This window comes from Lactobacillus sp. S2-2, from assembly GCF_021698855.1.
Classification (GTDB): Bacteria; Bacillota; Bacilli; order Lactobacillales; family Lactobacillaceae; genus Fructilactobacillus.
The window spans coordinates 153,909-172,942 of the sequence record NZ_WWFA01000011.1 but is presented as its reverse complement, the minus strand read 5'-3'; the positions used below and the strand labels follow the sequence as shown (position 1 = coordinate 172,942).

Annotated in this window: 20 protein-coding genes and 1 other annotated feature; of the genes, 5 read left to right on the top strand and 15 right to left on the bottom strand. The window is 29.3% G+C overall.

Annotated features, from left to right (window positions below; all coding sequences use genetic code 11):
• Positions 1-20: 20 nt before the first annotated feature.
• Positions 21-224 (bottom strand) — a binding site (T-box leader).
• Between the two features lie 47 nt (positions 225-271).
• From thiI to GSH19_RS06505, 3 genes are all read right to left on the bottom strand, one after another.
• On the bottom strand, positions 272-1,495 hold the full coding sequence (thiI, locus tag GSH19_RS06515; RefSeq protein WP_237027282.1) for a tRNA uracil 4-sulfurtransferase ThiI: 1,224 nt from the start codon (positions 1,493-1,495) through the stop codon (positions 272-274).
• Positions 1,496-1,511: 16 nt separating this feature from the next.
• Complete coding sequence (locus GSH19_RS06510; protein WP_237027281.1) at positions 1,512-2,657, bottom strand: cysteine desulfurase family protein; 1,146 nt, start codon at positions 2,655-2,657, stop codon at positions 1,512-1,514.
• A 77-nt stretch (positions 2,658-2,734) separates the two neighbouring features.
• Positions 2,735-4,450: a septation ring formation regulator EzrA gene (locus tag GSH19_RS06505; protein ID WP_237027280.1), complete on the bottom strand. Its 1,716-nt coding sequence runs from the start codon at positions 4,448-4,450 to the stop codon at positions 2,735-2,737.
• Between the two features lie 296 nt (positions 4,451-4,746).
• Between GSH19_RS06505 and rpsD the strand changes: the two genes are divergently transcribed.
• The 5 genes from rpsD to GSH19_RS06480 all read left to right on the top strand — a co-directional run bounded on the left by rpsD (position 4,747) and on the right by GSH19_RS06480 (position 7,988).
• Positions 4,747-5,352, top strand: coding sequence for a 30S ribosomal protein S4 (gene rpsD, locus GSH19_RS06500; protein WP_237027279.1), 606 nt, complete (start codon positions 4,747-4,749; stop codon positions 5,350-5,352).
• Positions 5,353-5,461: 109 nt separating this feature from the next.
• Entirely contained in the window at positions 5,462-5,914 is a 453-nt protein-coding gene (locus tag GSH19_RS06495) for a YueI family protein (protein ID WP_237027278.1), read from the top strand.
• 18 nt (positions 5,915-5,932) lie between these two features.
• The gene (locus GSH19_RS06490; protein WP_237027277.1) at positions 5,933-7,219 is read left to right on the top strand and encodes a replication-associated recombination protein A; all 1,287 of its coding nucleotides are present in this window, start codon (positions 5,933-5,935) and stop codon (positions 7,217-7,219) included.
• Positions 7,209-7,493, top strand: coding sequence for a hypothetical protein (locus GSH19_RS06485; protein WP_237027276.1), 285 nt, complete (start codon positions 7,209-7,211; stop codon positions 7,491-7,493). Before GSH19_RS06490 ends, GSH19_RS06485 begins: the two co-directional genes overlap by 11 nt.
• Positions 7,494-7,511: 18 nt before the next feature.
• Positions 7,512-7,988 carry a universal stress protein gene (locus GSH19_RS06480; protein ID WP_237027275.1) on the top strand — a complete coding sequence of 159 codons (477 nt, stop codon included), beginning with the start codon at positions 7,512-7,514 and terminating at the stop codon, positions 7,986-7,988.
• 12 nt (positions 7,989-8,000) lie between these two features.
• On the opposite strand, the gene GSH19_RS06475 is transcribed toward GSH19_RS06480, so the two are convergent.
• From GSH19_RS06475 to atpA, 12 genes are all read right to left on the bottom strand, one after another.
• Positions 8,001-8,894, bottom strand: coding sequence for a helix-turn-helix domain-containing protein (locus tag GSH19_RS06475; protein WP_237027274.1), 894 nt, complete (start codon positions 8,892-8,894; stop codon positions 8,001-8,003).
• A gap of 77 nt (positions 8,895-8,971) precedes the next feature.
• Entirely contained in the window at positions 8,972-10,111 is a 1,140-nt protein-coding gene (locus GSH19_RS06470) for a D-alanine--D-alanine ligase family protein (protein ID WP_237027273.1), read from the bottom strand.
• 87 nt (positions 10,112-10,198) lie between these two features.
• Entirely contained in the window at positions 10,199-11,401 is a 1,203-nt protein-coding gene (locus GSH19_RS06465) for an FtsW/RodA/SpoVE family cell cycle protein (protein WP_370636175.1), read from the bottom strand.
• Between the two features lie 12 nt (positions 11,402-11,413).
• A complete protein-coding gene (locus GSH19_RS06460) occupies positions 11,414-11,626 on the bottom strand; it encodes a DUF2969 family protein (protein WP_237027271.1) in 213 nt (70 codons plus the stop codon).
• Positions 11,627-11,664: 38 nt separating this feature from the next.
• A complete protein-coding gene (gene yidD, locus GSH19_RS06455) occupies positions 11,665-11,928 on the bottom strand; it encodes a membrane protein insertion efficiency factor YidD (protein WP_237027270.1) in 264 nt (87 codons plus the stop codon).
• 12 nt (positions 11,929-11,940) lie between these two features.
• Positions 11,941-12,954 carry a rod shape-determining protein gene (locus GSH19_RS06450; protein WP_237027269.1) on the bottom strand — a complete coding sequence of 338 codons (1,014 nt, stop codon included), beginning with the start codon at positions 12,952-12,954 and terminating at the stop codon, positions 11,941-11,943.
• 82 nt (positions 12,955-13,036) lie between these two features.
• A complete protein-coding gene (gene murA, locus GSH19_RS06445) occupies positions 13,037-14,302 on the bottom strand; it encodes a UDP-N-acetylglucosamine 1-carboxyvinyltransferase (protein WP_237027268.1) in 1,266 nt (421 codons plus the stop codon).
• A 22-nt stretch (positions 14,303-14,324) separates the two neighbouring features.
• A complete protein-coding gene (locus GSH19_RS06440; RefSeq protein ID WP_237027267.1) occupies positions 14,325-14,555 on the bottom strand; it encodes a DUF1146 family protein in 231 nt (76 codons plus the stop codon).
• A 102-nt stretch (positions 14,556-14,657) separates the two neighbouring features.
• Positions 14,658-15,080: a F0F1 ATP synthase subunit epsilon gene (locus GSH19_RS06435; protein ID WP_237027266.1), complete on the bottom strand. Its 423-nt coding sequence runs from the start codon at positions 15,078-15,080 to the stop codon at positions 14,658-14,660.
• A 13-nt stretch (positions 15,081-15,093) separates the two neighbouring features.
• On the bottom strand, positions 15,094-16,500 hold the full coding sequence (gene atpD / locus GSH19_RS06430; RefSeq protein WP_237027265.1) for a F0F1 ATP synthase subunit beta: 1,407 nt from the start codon (positions 16,498-16,500) through the stop codon (positions 15,094-15,096).
• A 24-nt stretch (positions 16,501-16,524) separates the two neighbouring features.
• Positions 16,525-17,445: a F0F1 ATP synthase subunit gamma gene (locus GSH19_RS06425; protein WP_237027264.1), complete on the bottom strand. Its 921-nt coding sequence runs from the start codon at positions 17,443-17,445 to the stop codon at positions 16,525-16,527.
• A gap of 22 nt (positions 17,446-17,467) precedes the next feature.
• Positions 17,468-19,003 (bottom strand): F0F1 ATP synthase subunit alpha, encoded by a 1,536-nt coding sequence (gene atpA, locus GSH19_RS06420; RefSeq protein WP_237027263.1) that lies wholly within the window; start codon positions 19,001-19,003, stop codon positions 17,468-17,470.
• Between the last annotated feature and the right edge of the window lie 31 nt (positions 19,004-19,034).

The window sequence follows — 19,034 nt, the reverse complement described above, 5'->3', positions numbered from 1 at the left end:
TTTATAAAAAAAAGCACTCGTCATAGGACGAATGCTCGCGGTGCCACCTAAATTAGATTATAGATTATATAATCTCTCTTCTAAATAACGGATAGCACCGGTCATAACTACTAAGATTCATTATAACAGCTCACAAGCTACACATAGATTCTAATAAAAGGTTTTCAGCATTTACCTTCTTCTCTTAGATAATCAAATCTAATCCTCTTGTTCATTGCTTTTGTTAATAATAATATAACCAAATTTTATTTAATAGTCAATAAAATATCTTTTATAACAATTCAGAAAAAACATCTTCTTGACTATTTAAATAACTTTCTCCAGCTTTAATTTTTGTAACTTTAATATTATCAACAGCCTCTTTAACCATCGAATCGACATCAACATTTTTTTCAAAATGTCTTGTTTTTTCTAAATCTGGTTTAGTTTTAGGTGAAGGAGGCGTAAAAATAGTACAACAATCCTCAAAAGGCATGATTGACAAATCATAAGTATCAATTTTTCTTGCAATACTAATAATCTCAGTTTTATCAAGCGATAATAACGGTCTTAAAACAGGTAATGAAGTAACATCATTAATTGCCATCATACTTTCCATTGTTTGAGAGGCCACCTGACCTAATGATTCTCCAGTAAAAACTCCAGTGGCATTTCTTTTCTTTGTTAATTCAGCGGTTATTTTTAACATGAATCTTCTTTGAATTGTCATCAAGTAACCTTCAGGAACTTTTTCTTTTACTTCTTCTTGAATTTTAGTAAAAGGAACTTGAATAAAGTTAATTGAACTACCAAAACCAGCAAGCTTAGATGCTAAGTCTTTTGCCTTAGCTAATGCTTGTTCACTAGTGTATGGAGGACTATAAAAATGCACCATATCTAGTTTAACTCCTCTTTTCATAGCCATATAAGCAGCTACTGGAGAATCAATTCCACCAGATAACATCATTGTTGCTCTTCCACCAGTTCCAACTGGTAATCCTAAAGCTCCTTGAATGGTTTTGCTGGATAAATAAATACCACTCATTCTAACTTCTATTCTTAAGTTTATATCTGGATGTTTTAAATCCACCTTTAAATTTTCGAAATTATCAAGTAGATAACTACCAATCTGATCATTTAATTCATAAGTACTTAAATTAAAATCTTTATTTTGTCTTTTAGTAGTAATTTTGAATGTTGTTGATTCACTAATTTCATCTTCAATCATCTGTTTAGACATTAATTGAATATCACTGATTTCAGAATCTTTGTCTAATCTCATTACTGGAGAGTATGTTTCAATTCCAAAAACTCGATCAAGATTTTTCATAACAGCATCAGAATCTGCACCGTTTAAATTGACATGTAAACGATCACGTTGTGCATTAATCGTAACATCTTCAAATTCTCTAAGTACTGATTTCACATTATTAGCAAGTTGGGAGATGAAAGTTTTACGGTTTTTACCTTTAGTCGATAATTCACCGTAACGAACCATTATTTCGCTATAATTCATTAACAAAGCTCCTTTTCTAACTTAATTTATCAAATTTTTTATATAAAATATCAAAAATTTCTAAAAATTTCTTTGCTTCATCTTTAGTATTATCTTCATCTAAAGAGATTCTAACTGCACTTGTTGCGATATCGTCTTCAATATTCATCGACTTTAATGTTCCCGATATCTGTTGTTTTTTTGATGAGCAAGCACTAGTCGTTGAAATATAAATATCATATTGTTCAAAAGCGTGTACAATTGTTTCTCCACGAACGCCCTTAATTGCAAAACATAAAATATGTGGTGCAAAGTTGTCATTATCTTTTGAAAAAGGAACAACTTTATCGAAATTTTGAATATGATTTAAAATCATTTCTTTAATTGATTTTTGTCCTTGAATTTTAACATCATAATTATCTAATGTAATTCTTAAAGCTTTGGACATTGCAACAATTGCTGGAACATTTTCTGTACCACTTCTTTGATTTTTTTCTTGTCCACCACCTGCAATTAATGGATCAAGTCTTTTACCTCTTTGAATATAAACAAATCCAACACCACGGGGACCATGAAATTTATGACCTGAAAACGTTGCATAATTAACGTTCTCATTTAAAAAGAAATTTATATCACCTTTACCAACAGTTTGAACTGCATCAACATGAAAATCAATTTTAGGATAATGACTTAATAAATTAGATATTTCGTCAATTGGCTGAACTGCACCAATTTCATTATTAATTCCCATTATTGAAACTAAAATTGTATTTTCATTAATCGCTTCTTTTAAACTATCAACAGAGACACGACCATCTTCATCAACTGGTAGATAAGTAACTTCAAATCCATTATCTTCTAATTGGTGTAAAGAATTCATAACTGCCGGATGTTCAATAGAAGAAGTAATAATATGATTACCAAACTTTTTCTTATTTAAAGCAACACCTTTAATTATCCAGTTATCTCCTTCAGTTCCACCACTTGTAAAAAAAATTTCATCTGAATTAACATTAAATAAATCAGCAATTTGTTTTCTTGACTGATTTAATAACGAAAATGATTCTTCCCCAAATTTATGGAGACTTGATGGATTACCCCAATATGTTTCACTCACTTTTTGATAAGACTTCAACGCATCGTCATTTATTTTTGTCGTTGCACTATTATCAAAATAAATCATCAAAATTCCTCTTCTCTAAAATTACTTACTTTATTATATCAAGAATTTAATCAACAAACAAAAAAAGCTAGAAATATCTAGCTCTCTTGTTTAAAATACTCATCCTCTATTTTTTGATAAGATCCAGGATTAGCTTTATTAATAGCTTCTGCAATAACATCTAAACTTTCTTTATATTTATAATCATTTTCAAATAATTTTTTTGATTGTGCTAATGATACATTAATATCTTCATCAAACGCTTTATATCGATTAGCATATTGCATTGATCTCTCTGCTAAAACAGCACTATCAATTAACTCTTTTGTTTTTTCATTCAAAATATCCCTATCAGATTCAATTTTTTTAATCTGTTTTTTTACTTCATCCATACTAATCTTTTGTTTTTTCATTGTTTTATTAAGTTTCATTATTTCACTTGAAACTAAATCAAAAAATTCCAAATAACCATTTGATATCCCTGGAAGATTTAAAACATCAATTTTTCTTTCAATACTATGCATTTCTAAATCTAAGTCAAATAATTTTTTTGAAACTTTTTCTTCTTCTTCAGATAAATCAGATACTGAATCATTAATATTTTTTTGCTTTTTCTCAATTTCAGTTAAATCTTTAATAAAAGATAAAAAGTCTTCCTTAATCATTGAATAAACAGCTTTTTCATTATTTATTAAATCAATATTATGATTATAACTAATTTTAATATCACTAATATCTTGATTCATTTTTTCAGAAAGATTCATTTCATCATGTTCTAAACTATAATTATGATTTAATTTATTTAATTTTGTTAATAATTCATCACTTTGACTATTAGCATGTTTTATAAAATCAAAAACCATTTTTTGATTTTTTTCAACATACTGTCTTGCTAGATATTCACTTTCAAATTCATCATACAATCCATCTATTTTTTCTTCAATATAATTATTATTTTTATTAACTAAACTTAAGTCTAAATTATTTAAATTCAAGAAATTATCATTTAATTTTTTTTCAAGTGAATCAATTTCTTCAGATATATTTGAATTTTGAAAATTAATACCACTATTTAACAAACTTCCTAATGCGTATTTTAATTCTTTAAATTGACTTGGATATTCAGTTTTCATATTTTTATATATAGTTGGTATACTTGAAATATCTTCTTCTAATTTTTTAGTATCTGCTTTAACATCAGTTAAAATTTCTTCAGCACTTTGATGATCACCATTATCTACAAAATTAGAAAATTTATCAAAATTATTTTCAATTTCATTTAATTTTGATTCTAATTTATCTATTGATCCACCAAAATCAGCATTATTATTCAAAAGAATTGCTCTTAAACTTTTATATTTTTTTTCTAACTGAGAAATAACATGTTCATGCTGACCATCAAGATCTATAATGTCTTGTAAATCAGAATTCATATTATCTATTTTTTCTTGAATTATATTTAATTTATCTAATGCATTTTCGCTTAATTCTTTTGACTTAACAAAATTAACTCCCTTTAAGTTATTTTGAAGATCTAAAACATATTTATCAACATCAGGAAAATCATCATTTAAGATAGTTTCATACATTTTTTGATTATCTTTAAATAATTTCAACGAGTTTCCTGTCAAATCAAGGACTCCAACTTTCGTTAACAAATCTTCAATTGGTGATTTTAAAAAGTCTTTTTCCTCGTTTTCCTTATGAACTATTTTAGTTAACGACTTTCTTTGATAAAAAGCAATTGCTAGGTAAAATAATCCCGAAATGATTATTATGCCAATTATTAATCGAAGTACCATTTGCAGTCCCATCCCTTAAACGAATTTTTCTATGTAAAATAATATTGTAATTATATCATAATGGCAATAATCTACATAATAAAGATTATCAAAATATTGACATTTTGATATATATTGATAAAATAGTTTATGTGTAAAATAACGCAGCAGTATGTGGTAAGCTCGTCAACATGTTCTTGCTATAAAAATAGTCAAACTAGTAACCCTATTCGGCTGCAAAGGTGAAAGTTGCAGTTGAACATGCACGAATACTAAACATACAACGATTATTTTACTCCAAGAAATAATTCATTGGAGGAATTTTATTTATGTCAAGATATACAGGTCCAAGTTGGAGAATATCACGTCGTTTAGGTATCTCTTTGTCAGGTACTGGTAAAGAATTATCACGTCGTCCTTATGCTCCTGGTGTTCATGGTCAATCACGTAGACAAAAATTATCAGAGTATGGTCTACAATTACAAGAAAAGCAAAAGTTACGTTTTATGTACGGTTTAACTGAACGTCAATTTTATTCATTATTTACACGTGCAGGTAAAATCCGTGAAGGTAAGCATGGTGATAACTTTGAAATCATGCTTGAAAGACGTTTAGATAACATTGTTTACCGTTTAGGTTTAGCAACTACTCGTCCTCAAGCTAGACAATTAGTTAACCATGGTCATATTACTGTTGATGGTAAACGTATTGATATTGCTTCTTACCAAGTTAAAATCGGTCAAGTAATTGGAGTACGTGAAAAATCTAAAGAAGTTGCTGCAATCAAAGATGCTGTTGAAGCTGTTGTTTCACGTCCATCATACATCACTTTTGATGCTGACAAATTAGAAGGTTCATTCACTCGTTTACCACAACCTGATGAATTAAATGCTGATATTGATACTGCACTAGTTGTTGAATACTACAACCGTTAATATCAAAATTAGATATAAATTCTTAAAAACAATCATTTTTGATTGTTTTTTTTTTAGATATAAAATATGGTAAAATTCGAATTATAAATGATGAAAGTGAGATTTTAAAATGGCAAATAATGATTCACTACAAAACAGATTAGATAACTCGATGAATGGTAGTACACCTCAAATAAACCCAGATGAACAGCATAAATTTTTAGGTACTTTTGCTGAAAGAGTTGATTTTGCAATAAAAAAGGAAGATATAAATAATATTGAAGCACAACAAATATTAAAGAAAGAAATCAATGATCATAACGACTATCAATTATTATTAAATGGTACTATTGGACAGTCATCTATTATGACATATATTAAATTAGCTTCATCCAACAACATAAAGTTTACTCAAAGAAATGATAAAATTTATGAAAAAAGCCCTTTTGGTGTAGTATTTGTTTCTGAAAAAGCAATTAATCAAGAAAATTATATTTTTAAACCATCCGATAATAAAGTTAATATTGAAGATAAGCCAGCTAGGAAAAAAACTTTTCTTTCAAGACTCTTTAATAAAAAGTAACTTTAAGGAGAAATAAATATGAATAAACCCCTAGCCTTTCGAATGAGACCAAAAACAATTAAAGATGTAGTTGGTCAAAATCATCTAATCAATGATAATAAAATAATCAATCGAATGGTAAAAGCAAAAATGTTATCATCTATGATTTTATATGGTCCTCCTGGAACAGGAAAAACAAGTATTGCAAGTGCTATAGCAGGATCAACTAAATATGCCTTTCGTATTTTAAATGCAGCAACTGATACAAAAAAAGATTTACAAATAATAGCTAATGAAGCAAAAATGAGCGGAATAGTAGTTTTACTACTTGATGAAATTCATCGGTTAGATAAAACTAAACAAGACTTTTTACTCCCTCTAATGGAAAGCGGACAAATAATATTAATTGGTGCAACAACTGAAAATCCATATATAAATATTAATCCAGCGATTAGAAGTAGAGTAGAAATCTTTCAAGTTTTTCCTTTAAATAGTGATGATATAAAAAAAGCTCTTCAAAGAGCTCTTAATGATAAAGAAAATGGATTAGGAAATTATAATGTAAATATCGATAGTGAAGCAATAGATTTTATTTCAACAGCTACTAATGGTGATTTAAGAAGTTCATTAAACGCACTTGAACTTGCAGTAAAATCAACCGAAAAAGATAAAAAGAACATTATTAATATTAATGTTCATATAGTTGAAGAATGTCTACAAAAAAAATCAATCAGATCAGATAAAAATGGTGACGAACATTATAATGTAATTTCTGCTTTACAAAAATCAATTAGAGGATCAGATACTGATGCTGCACTACACTATGCTGCAAGACTAATTGAGGCTGGTGATTTAAAAAGCCTGATTAGAAGATTAATTGTAATATCCTATGAAGATATTGGACTAGCCAATCCTAATTTATCTGAAAGAGTTGTGCAAGCATGTAACGCTGCAGAAAAATTAGGACTTCCTGAAGGTCGCATACCTTTATCTACTATAATAATCGAAATGTGTGTTTCTCCTAAATCTAATTCAAGCATTAGTGCAATTGATAAAGCAATTTCTGATGTTAAGTCTGGTAATTTTGATGAAATTCCTAATTATTTAAAGGATTCACACTATCAAGGTTCTGAAAAATTAGGAGTCACAGGATATTTATTTCCTCATGATTACAAAAATGATTGGGTTGCACAACAATATCTTCCTAATAATCTAAATAAAACTCATTACTACTACCCTAAAAATAATGGTAAAATTGAAACCGCGTTTGGAGAAAGATATTTAAACCTTAAAGAAGCTCAAAGGAGAAATCAAAATGGCAATTAGAATTTTAATGATATTATTTTCAACCCTTTTATTTATTAATGGATTTTATTTCTTAACCCATTTAAATAAACCATTTTTAATGTTTCATCCAGAAAAGTATCGTTCACTTTCTTTGATTTTACTTATTAGTGGTATCATAATACTATTAGTGGCTATATTAGCTTTAATTAGTGCTTTTGTAGATACACAATTATTAATTATTTCAAGTTTATTTTTAGGTTGTATGTGTGCATTCATTCCTGAACTTTTTATAATTCAATATATGAATAAATAAGAAAGAGGCTCCCCTATTATGATTAATAACTATCAAAATATATTAGTTCCAGTAGATGGATCATATGAATCTGAATTGGCTTTTCAAAAGGCCATGTCAATTGCAAAAGCAAATGATTCAAAAATTATCTTAGTTCATGCTTTAGATATTCGTGCTTTCCAAAATATCACAAGTTTTGATAACTCGGTTGAAGAAGAAATGACTACAAATTCCAAAAAAATATTAGAAAAATATGTTGATAATGCTCATAAAGAAGGTATTACTAAAATTGAATATCTAATTGAATTTGGATCTCCTAAAACAATCATTGCTCGAGATATTCCCGAAAAAGAAAATATTGATTTAATTACAATTGGCGCAACTGGTTTAAATGCAGTTGAAAGACTATTAATTGGTTCATTAACAGAATATGTAACTAAAGCTGCTAAATGTGATGTACTAGTTGTTAGAACTGATTTAAATAATAAATATGTTAATAATAAAAAAAACAGATGATTAATTATTCAATCATCTGTTTTTTTCTTCACTTTTTTTAATCAAAAAACTAGGTAATAAAAATTCATCATTTTCATGAAAACAATTAAATTGATTTGAAATTTTCAAATATTTTAAATTGCTTTCTTGATTTCCTTTTAATAACTCAACTTCTGATTTAAAGTAATAAAACTTATTTAAATAGTAAGTACAATAATTTTTCTTTAATACAGTTATTAAACTATCGGTAACTTCTTCTAATGCTTCATATTGTTCTAAATCATAAAATAAATAACAAATTGAAGCAGCAAAGCGAATTGACTTAAACTGTTCTTTTTGATTATGTTCAAAAGCTTTTACAACATTATACAAATATTCCTTAATTATTGGAACATATCCAATCGATCTTTTGTACCATTCATTTTCCATGTATGTATATGATAACCCTACATAACTCCATGCTGTATAAATCCAATCCAAATCGTCAGAATAATCATTAATAATATTTTGAAAAATACAAATAATGTCTTCTTTATTACCATCAGAATTAATTAACTCAATTCCTTTATAAAAATTTAACCGACCAATTAATTCTTTACTATCAAGTTTATCTTCCTTAATAGTAATAAGTTTTTCATTAGCTTTTTTAAAATCACCTTTTAAAAAATCATTTTCATAATCATTTAATCTTTTTTCACCATATCTTGGACTTTTCAATTCTTGTACTTCTTCATTTGAAATTTTTAATTTTTTCAAAATAGAATCAACAATATCATATGAGTGAAAATCTTTTCCTTTTTCTAAAATACTAATAGTAGCTTGTGTACAAATATCTTTTGCTAATTCAGCTTGAGACATCTCTAGACTTTTTCTTTTCCTCTTTACTAAAAGTCCTAACTTTTTTGTAGGTATATCTTTATTGAACATTATATTTCTCCTTTGGGCTATTGTGAATACAATGATTTATAAGCAAATAAGCCAATAAATTTCTATTGGCTTATTTATTAATTTTCAGCTTTATAAACTTTTTCTTGATCTCCTGAATTAAGTGGTTTGAAATCATGAAGAATAGATTTTTGTCTATCATTTTCTTCAATAGCTAAATCAATTAATTTATCAATTAACTCAACATAACTAATACCAGAAGCTTCCCATAATTGTGGGTATAATGAAATATTAGTAAATCCTGGTAACGTATTTATTTCACCTAAATAAGGTTTCATATCTTTTGAAACTAGAAAATCAATTCTAGCCATTCCTCTTAAATCTAAAGCTCTATAAGCTCTAATTGCCATATCAGTAATTTCATTAGCTACCTCATCAGGTAACTCAACAGGAATTGTAAATTGCACTTGGCTAGCATCAACGAATTTATTATCATAAGTATAAAATTCATCAGATTCTGGAACCTTAATAGCTCCTAATTTAGAAGGAATTGGTTCAAGATTTCCTAGAATAGAGATTTCAACTTCTTGAGGACCATCAATACATTCTTCTACTAATACTTTTGTATCATATCTAAATGCATCACGAATAGCTTCTCTGTATTCTTGTTCATTTTCTACTTTATGAATTCCAATAGATGATCCTTGATTGGCAGGTTTAATAAATAGGACTGAGCCTAATTTTTTACTCAAATCATCATAAGAAAATGCATCTTTATTTTCTGGTCTCAATAATACGTATTTAGTATTATTTACTCCTTCAATATCTAACAATTTCTTTGTAATATCCTTATCATAAGACATTGAAGATGATAAAGTATTTGACCCAACATATGGTTTTTTTAGTAATCTTAATAATCCTTGAATTGTTCCATCTTCACCTAAATTTCCATGAACAATTGGGAAGAATACATCAACTTCATTTGTTTTATTTAAGTTTTCAATTGGAGCTAATGGGTTAGTTAAATCAAGATTATTCATTTCTTCTTTAACAACTGAATCTTCAGATTGACCTTCAAAAACTCTATGTGAAGCATCATTATCAAGAATAATTCCATCTTTTGTTATTAAAAATAAACTTACTTCATATTTTGTTTTATCCATTGCATCATAAATATTACGTGCAGATCTTTTTGAAACATCGTGTTCCGAAGAATCTCCACCAAATAAAAGTGCTACATGTTTTTTATTATCTTCCATTTCAGAATCCACCTTATTTTTTCGTTTTATATATAATCTTAATTATAACATTAATTACAGTCGACTTTATAAGAAAATCATTTTTTATTAAGAAAAGTTTTTTTCATTACTAAAAGCATAATTTTTATTATGATATTGCATTGACATAATCAAACCGACTCCTAGTAAATTACCTATTAAAGCTGAACCACCTTGGCTAATGAAAGGGAGTGGAATTCCCGTCATTGGTAATAGTCCTATACTCATTCCTATATTTTCAAAAACATGGAATAAAATCATCATAATCACACCAGTTGAAATATATGCATAAAATACATTTCTAGTTTCAAAAGTTACCTTCACCATTTGATAAATTAAAATGAAATAAATAAAAATTAAAATAAATCCACCAATAAATCCAAAATTTTCTCCCATTACAGAAAATATCATATCTGATTCCCTAACAGGAACGTTAACATGAGATACATTAAAACCCGTTCCAGAAATTCCTCCTGAACCAATTGCTTTAATGCTTTGCCATAATTGATATCCATTATTGGATGTATCCGATTGTGGATGAAGCCAAGTATCAATTCTTGAAAATTGATACTGCTTAAATCCTACATGTTCTAGAATTGTTCGTCCTACTTTAGTTACAACAAGAAAAATCATTGTAGTTCCAAAAGTAAAAATTCCAATTAATGCAGGAGCAAGTATTTTCCAAGTTACACCAGAGACAATTATCATACCACCTAAAATTGCAAAAAATACAAGCATCGTACCAAAATCATTTTGTAACTTTAATAAAATAGCGACTGGGAGTGTCCATAAAATCATTTTCCCAATTAATATCCAATCACTATTTACTTCATGTACAGGATATTCAGTATTATGTTTAGAAACAACCTTAGCTAACATCAATATATACGCAGGCTTCATAAATTCAGATGGTTGAAATGTCAAAGGACCTAATTGAAACCAACTTTTAGCACCCGTATTAACTTCATACGATCTACTATATAAAAACAAAACAGCAATCAGCAAAAAAATCCCTACACCATATGCTAATGGCGTCAATTTGTAAAGTTGCTCTGAATCAAATCTAATTAAAACAAAAATAGCAATTGCACCGATAAAATACCACATCAATTGTGATATTACTGCTTTTGTAATACTTGTAGCACTAGAATCATGAACTGATGCAACATAAATTGATCCTAATCCAATTAAGGCAAGAATAAACACACAAAATATAATACCCCAGTCAATTCTATATTCATTTTCTTTTGAAAACTGTTTCAACATATTAATTGACTCCTTTTTTTAATTTTGGTGAAGATTATATTCTTTTATAATTTGTTCCAACGCATCAGACTCATTTTTAAAAGTATAATTCAAATCATCATTAATTTTTGCAATAAATTTATCATTTTCATTAATAATTGAACCAACTATTTCTTTATTAATTTGGACATTCTTTATCGAGTTTTTTTCATCAATAATTTCTACATTAATTTGTTTTTCTTTTTTTGACATAAATTACTCCTTATATAAAAATAGTCGATGAATATCGACTATTTTAATTTCATTGACTTACGATAATCATTACGTGCTTTAGTATTTCTTTTAATCGAGAATTTTTTTGGTACGGGATCATATCCACCTTTTTGAAATGGATTACATCTTAATATTCTAAAAATTCCCATAATGGTTCCTTTAAAAACACCATGAATCTTTAAAGCATCCAACATATAATTTGAACATGTCGGATAATATCTACAACTTGGAGGAAACACCGGAGAAATATATTTTTGATAAAATCTAACTAAGGTTATCATATAATATCAAACTTATTTTCTACTAAAAAAGCTTTTCTTTTTACCATCAGCACTGATTCTTTCAAGCAATGTTCCTGCACCTTTAGCAACATTATCTAATGGATTTTCTGAAATAAATACTGGTACTGTTAAAGCATCAGAAATAACTTCATCGATATTTTTTAATAATGCTCCACCACCAGTAAGCATTATTCCACGATCAACAACATCTGCCGCAATTTCAGGTGGTACCATTTCAAGAACTTCTTTTGCTCCACTAATAATTGCTTGAACTGTGTCATTTAATGCTTCAGCAATACTGTTACTATCAACCGTAACTTCCATTGGCATTCCAGTAACTGCATTTCTTCCTCTTACAGACATTGACTCATTATTTTCAGTATCTATTTTGGCACTACCAATACTCATTTTAATATTTTCAGCAGTATGGTTTCCAATTACTAAATTATGTTTTTGTTTGATGTAATTAGTAATTTCTGAATTCATACGATCTCCAGCTACTCGAATAGATTTACTTGCAACAATATCACCTAATGATAAGACAGCAATATCAGAAGTACCACCACCCATATCGATAACCATATTTCCATTTGGCTTAAAAATATCCATTCCTGCACCAATTGCGGCTATCTTAGGTTCTTCTTCTAGAAATACTTTCCCACCACCTGATTTTTCAGCTGCTTGAATAATTGCTTTTCTTTCAATATTTGTAACGTTAGTTGGAGCACAAATCATAATTTGAGGCTTAGATAAAAAACCTTTTACATTTAACTTATTAATAAAGTAAGATAACATTTCTTCAGTAATATCAAAATCAGAAATTACACCATTTTTTAATGGTCTTATTGCTTTAATATTACTTGGGGTCCTACCAACCATACGATAAGCTTCAGATCCTACTGAAAGCACTTTATTTGTTCTTGTATCAATTGCTACAACTGAGGGTTCATTTAAAACGATTCCTTTTCCTGCAACATAAATTAATACATTAGCTGTTCCTAAATCAATTCCAATATCTTGTGCCATTTTAATCCTCCTAATGACAATTATCTAGATGATTATATCATAATAAATTTTAAAAAATTCTTTTTTATAAATTAATTTTTTATTATTTAGAAATTCTTTGTATATTAGCACCTAAATCACTTAATTTTTTGTGAAACTTGAAATATCCTCGATCCAAATATTTTAAATTATTTACTACTGTTTTACCAGATGCATTTAATCCAGCAATAATTAAAGATGCTGCTGCTCTTAAATCAGTGGCATCGACTTCAGCTCCTTTTAGATGTGTCGAACCATTAATTTTAATTGTATTTCCTTCTTGCCTAAAATTAACTCCCATTTTATTCAATTCTTGCATATGCATAAATCTATTTTCAAATACATTTTCTTTCATTTGACTTTGACCATCAGAAAGTGCCTGTAAGACAGTAACTTGAGATTGCATATCAGTTGGAAATCCAGGATAGGGTTCAGTTTCTACATTAATTGATTTAAGTTCATAATTACCTTTAACTCTAATTCCGTCTTCTTCAAAACTAACTGAAGCCCCCATTTTAATAAGAACGTCAATTAAAGGTTCATTATGTTCTTTAATTGCATCTAAAATTTTAATATCATTATTTCCTATTGCACCGGCTACCATAAAAGTTCCGGCTTCAATACGATCTTGAACTACGTTATGAGTAACTCCTAGTAAACTACTAACTCCAGTAATTGTTAATGTAGAAGTACCTTTACCTATTATTTTTGCTCCCATTTTATTTAAAAAATTAATTAAATCAATAATTTCAGGCTCTTTAGCAGCATTACTTATTACAGTTATTCCATCTGCTAAGGTTGCTGCCATTAAAATATTCTGGGTTGCTCCAACACTAGGAAAATCTAAATTAATATTATTACCAATCAATCCATTTTTAGCAAAAGCTTCAATAAAGTCTCCGTGATCTTCAATTTTTACACCTAATTTTTCTAGACCTTTTAAATGTAAATCAATTGGTCTTTCACCAATAGCACATCCACCAGGTAAAGATATCTTTGCATATCCAGTTCTAGCAACTAATGGTCCCATAACTACAATTGATGCTCTCATTTTTGTAACTAATTCAAAAGGAGCTTCGTGTGTTAATTCACCAGTTGCATCTACTACAATTTCATTTTTTGATTCATTTAATTGAGTTTTTAAATTAAGACTTTCTAAAACACTTTTCATAATGTAAAAATCTGAAAGTAAAGGAACATTTGTAATTACGGATTGATCATTACTAGCTAGAATAGTTGCAGCCAAAATCGGTAAAACCGCATTTTTTGATCCTTCTATTTTAACTTGTCCCTTTAAATGACTAGAATCATTTATAACAATTTGATCCATTTAATTATCTCCATTTATTGTTTTAATTTATCAAAAAAGTTAAATTTTTTATATTATCAATAAAAGAAAGGAAAAAAGATGCACATAAATAACCAATTGCAATTGAAGACAAAACAATTAATACTTTCCCTTGTTGTTCCCTAATTGGTAAAAATCTTTCAAAATGAATTCCTTGTATACTCCAAAAAGATATTAAAATAAAAAATAATTGAGTAATAATATTAATAAGTGCTTGTATACCAATCGTGTCCATTATTTCCCTTCTTTCTCTAGTCACTATCTTATCATAAATAGCTATAATTGTCGTTTGATGTAATTTTTAAGGATAAAAAAAAAGATCTAAAAAGATCTTTTTTTAATGCTTAGATACGTTAATTCTATTTAAAGCTCTTCTCAACGAAACTTGAGCACGCTTCAAAGTGTCTGTATCATTATTTTCTTTAGCCAATTGAATTTTCTTTTCGGCTCTTTCTCTTGCACTATCAGCTCTATTAATATCAATATCGCCTTTATTCTCAGCACTATCAGCAACAATTGTTAAAATATTATTTGAAAATTCAGCAAAACCACCATTTACAGTAATTTCATCTTTTTTATCATCATCAAATTTAACAATTGCTTCACCAATTTTTAAAGAAGCAATCAAAGGTACATGATCATGCATTATACCAATGTCTCCTTCTAAAGTTTGTACTATAACCAAATTGGTTTGATCACTGTTATATGCCTCACCATCAGGAGTAACGATACTAACGGTTAATGACTTATTGTCAGCCAATTAGATCCCCTCCTTAATTAGTTGCCCCTTGTTTGTTGTATTTTTCAACAACATCATCAATAGGACCACAATTTCTAAAGAAATCTTCTGGAATGTTATCGTATTTACCTTCAAGAATACCTTCAAAACCATTGATTGTATCTTCAACTGAAACATATTTACCAGGTAATCCAGTAAATTGTTCTGCAACTGAAAAGCTTTGAGATAAGAAGAATTGAATACGACGTGCACGTCCAACAATTGTCTTTTCTTCATCAGATAATTCATCCATTCCTAAAATAGAAATGATGTCTTGAAGTTCACGATATCTTTGTAATTCATGTTGTACTTCACTAGCAACCTTAAAATGTTTTTCACCAACAATTTCTGGATCTAATGCTGAAGATGTTGAAGCTAAAGGATCAACAGCTGGATAAATTCCTTGTTGAGTTAATGAACGCTCTAAGTTTGTTGTAGCATCTAAATGGGCGAATGTTGTTGCTGGTGCAGGATCGGTGTAATCATCAGCTGGAACATAAACAGCTTGAATAGAAGTAATTGCGCCTTTATTAGTTGATGTAATTCTTTCTTGTAATTGTCCCATTTCTGTAGCCAAGGTTGGTTGATAACCTACGGCCGATGGAATACGTCCTAACAATGCAGAAACTTCAGTACCAGCTTGTGTAAATCTAAAGATATTATCAATAAATAGTAAAACATCAGTACCTTGTTCATCACGGAAGTATTCAGCAAGTGTTAATCCTGTTAATGCAACACGCATACGAGCCCCAGGTGGTTCATTCATTTGTCCATATACCATGGCAGTTTTTTCTAGAACCCCTGATTCTTTCATTTCAAAATACATATCATTACCTTCACGAGTTCTTTCACCCACTCCAGTAAATACAGAAATACCATTATGTCCTTGTGCAATATTATGAATTAATTCTTGAATTAAAACAGTTTTACCAACTCCGGCACCACCGAATAATCCAACTTTACCACCACGAATATATGGTGCTAATAAATCAATAACTTTAATTCCTGTTTCAAGAATTTCAGTTGATGAACTTAATTCATCATAATTTGGCGCATCTCTATGGATGGGCCATCTTTCAGCATCGGGCGCAAATTGTTCACCGTTATCAATGGTTTCTCCTAAGACATTAAATACTCTACCAAGAGTATCATTACCAACTGGAACTTCAATAGGTGCTCCAGTATTTTCTACTTCCATACCTCTACGAAGTCCATCAGTACCATCCATTGCGATAGTTCTAACAACTCCATCACCAAGTTCAATAGTAACTTCGGTAACTAAAGTTTCATTATTATCTAACTTAACTTTTAAGGCATTATTAATTTCAGGTAACTTTTCGTCTAGAGAAAATTCAACGTCAACAACTGGTCCAATAACTTGTACAATTTTACCAGTACTCATTATACGTTCATTCCTCCAATTTTATTATTGACCTAATGCTTCTTGACCACCTGTAATTTCAGTAATTTCAGTCGTGATCGCAGCCTGTCTTGCACGATTAAACTTCAATTCCAATCCAGAAATTAAATCACCAGCATTATCAGTAGCAGACTTCATTGCAGTTGAGCTTGATGCATGCTCAGATGTTTTTGCATCTAAAATTGCACCATAAACTAAACTTTCAGCATATTGAGGTAAAACAACATTTAAAACTTCTTCTTCAGAAGGTTCAACATCATAATCTGCACTCAATGGTTTAACTTCAACTTCAGAACCAGCTTGATTTTCATCTATTGATTCTTGAATTGAGTTTTTATCCATTGGAAGTAATTTTTCAGATCTAAATTCAGATGAAACTCGATTAACGAAATGACTATAACAAACATATAATTCACTAAAAATACCATCATTAAACATAGAAGTTATGTTTTTAACAATATCTTTAACTTCGTTAAAAGTAGGAACATCAGAGATTCCATTATTTTCATAAATTACATTAGTTCCTCTTTTTTTGAAAAATTCGGAACCATTGTTACCAATAGAGATAACCATATAATCATTAGAATCTTTTGAATGTTCACTTATAAATTTATTAGTTTCACGAAGGACATTACTATTGTAACTTCCAACCATTCCTCGATCTGAAGTTATTACTAAATAAGCTGTTTTTGATGATTTTTCACTAGAATTATCATTACTTGAAGAATTATATCCATCTAACATGTGAGACTGCGCTAAATGCATAACAACAGATTTAACACGAGAAACATACTTATTATAAGTAATAGAATGTCTTTGAATTTGGTTTAACTTAACAGTTGAAACCATTTCCATTGCTTGTGTAATCTGACGGGTTTTCTTTGTTGAACTAATTCGATGTTTAATATCGTTAATTGATTCAGCCATTATGTTTCACCATCCTTCAAGTTTATTTTGATTCTGAAGCTTCGGTATTTGTTGTTGATGGTTGGAAATTATCAGCAAAATCCTTAACAGCAGTATCAAACTTATCTTCATCAGGTAAGTTCCCAGTGGTTTTAATTTCATTTAATAGATCAGAATGTGATGCGTCGAATGCTTCAAAAATTTCTTTTTCAAATTTTAAAACATCATCAACATTAATTTTATCTAAGTATCCATGGGTCAAACTGTATAAAATAAGAACTTGTTTTTCTACTGGTAGTGGAGAATGTAACCCTTGTTTTAATACTTCAACAGTTCTTGCTCCACGATCAAGTTTAGCTTTAGTTGCTTCATCTAAATCAGAACCAAATTGAGCAAATGATTCTAATTCATGATATGAAGCTAAATCTAATCTTAATGTACCGGCAACTTTTTTCATTGCTTTAATTTGAGCATCTCCACCAACACGAGATACTGATGTACCAGCATCAATAGCTGGTCGACTTCCTGAATAGAACATATCTGAATTCAAGAAAATTTGACCATCAGTAATAGAAATAACGTTAGTTGGAATATATGCAGAAACATCTCCTGCTTGAGTTTCTACAATTGGTAGAGCAGTCATTGAACCGCCACCCAATTCATCATTCAATTTAGCTGCTCTTTCAAGTAATCTTGAATGAGTGTAGAAAATATCACCAGGATATGCTTCACGCCCAGGTGGTCTTCTCAAAATAAGAGAAAGTTCACGATATGCATTAGCTTGCTTAGTTAAATCATCATAAACTACAAGTACATCTTTACCCTTGTTCATGAAATATTCACCCATTGCAGCACCAGCATATGGCGCAACATATAGTAGTGGAGCAGGTTCAGATGGTCCTGCTGAAACAACAACAGTGTAATCCATTGCACCAAATCGTTTTAATGTTTCAACTTGTTGTCTAATTGTTGAATCTTTTTGTCCAATTGCAACATAAATACAAATCATATCTTGATCTTTTTGGTTCAAGATTGCATCTACAGCAATTGAAGTCTTACCAGTTTTTCTGTCTCCAATTATCAATTCACGTTGACCACGACCAATTGGAACTAAAGCATCAATAGATTTAATTCCTGTTTGTAATGGTTCATCAACTGATTTTCTTTCCATGATTCCTGGCGCTTTATGCTCGATTGGAGCAGATTTATCAGTATCGATATCTCCGTTTCCATCGATTGGTTGACCTAGTGAGTTAACAACACGGCCTACCATTTCTTCACCTACAGGAACTTCCATGATTTTTCCGGTTCTTTTTACAGTATCTCCTTCACTAATTCCTGTGAAGTCACCAAGAACAACAATACCTACGTCATTGCTTTCGAGGTTTTGAACCATACCATAAACTCCATTTTGGAATTCAAGTAATTCTCCGGATAAAGCATTATCTAAACCATAAGCACGAGCAACACCATCACCAACATAAGTAACAACACCAGTTTCAGCGACAGCAAGTTCATCTTCATAGCCTTCTAATTGCTTCTTAATTAGAGCACTGATTTCCTCAGCCTTAATGCTCATAAAAGTTTCACCTCTTTAGTCTTAGATATTA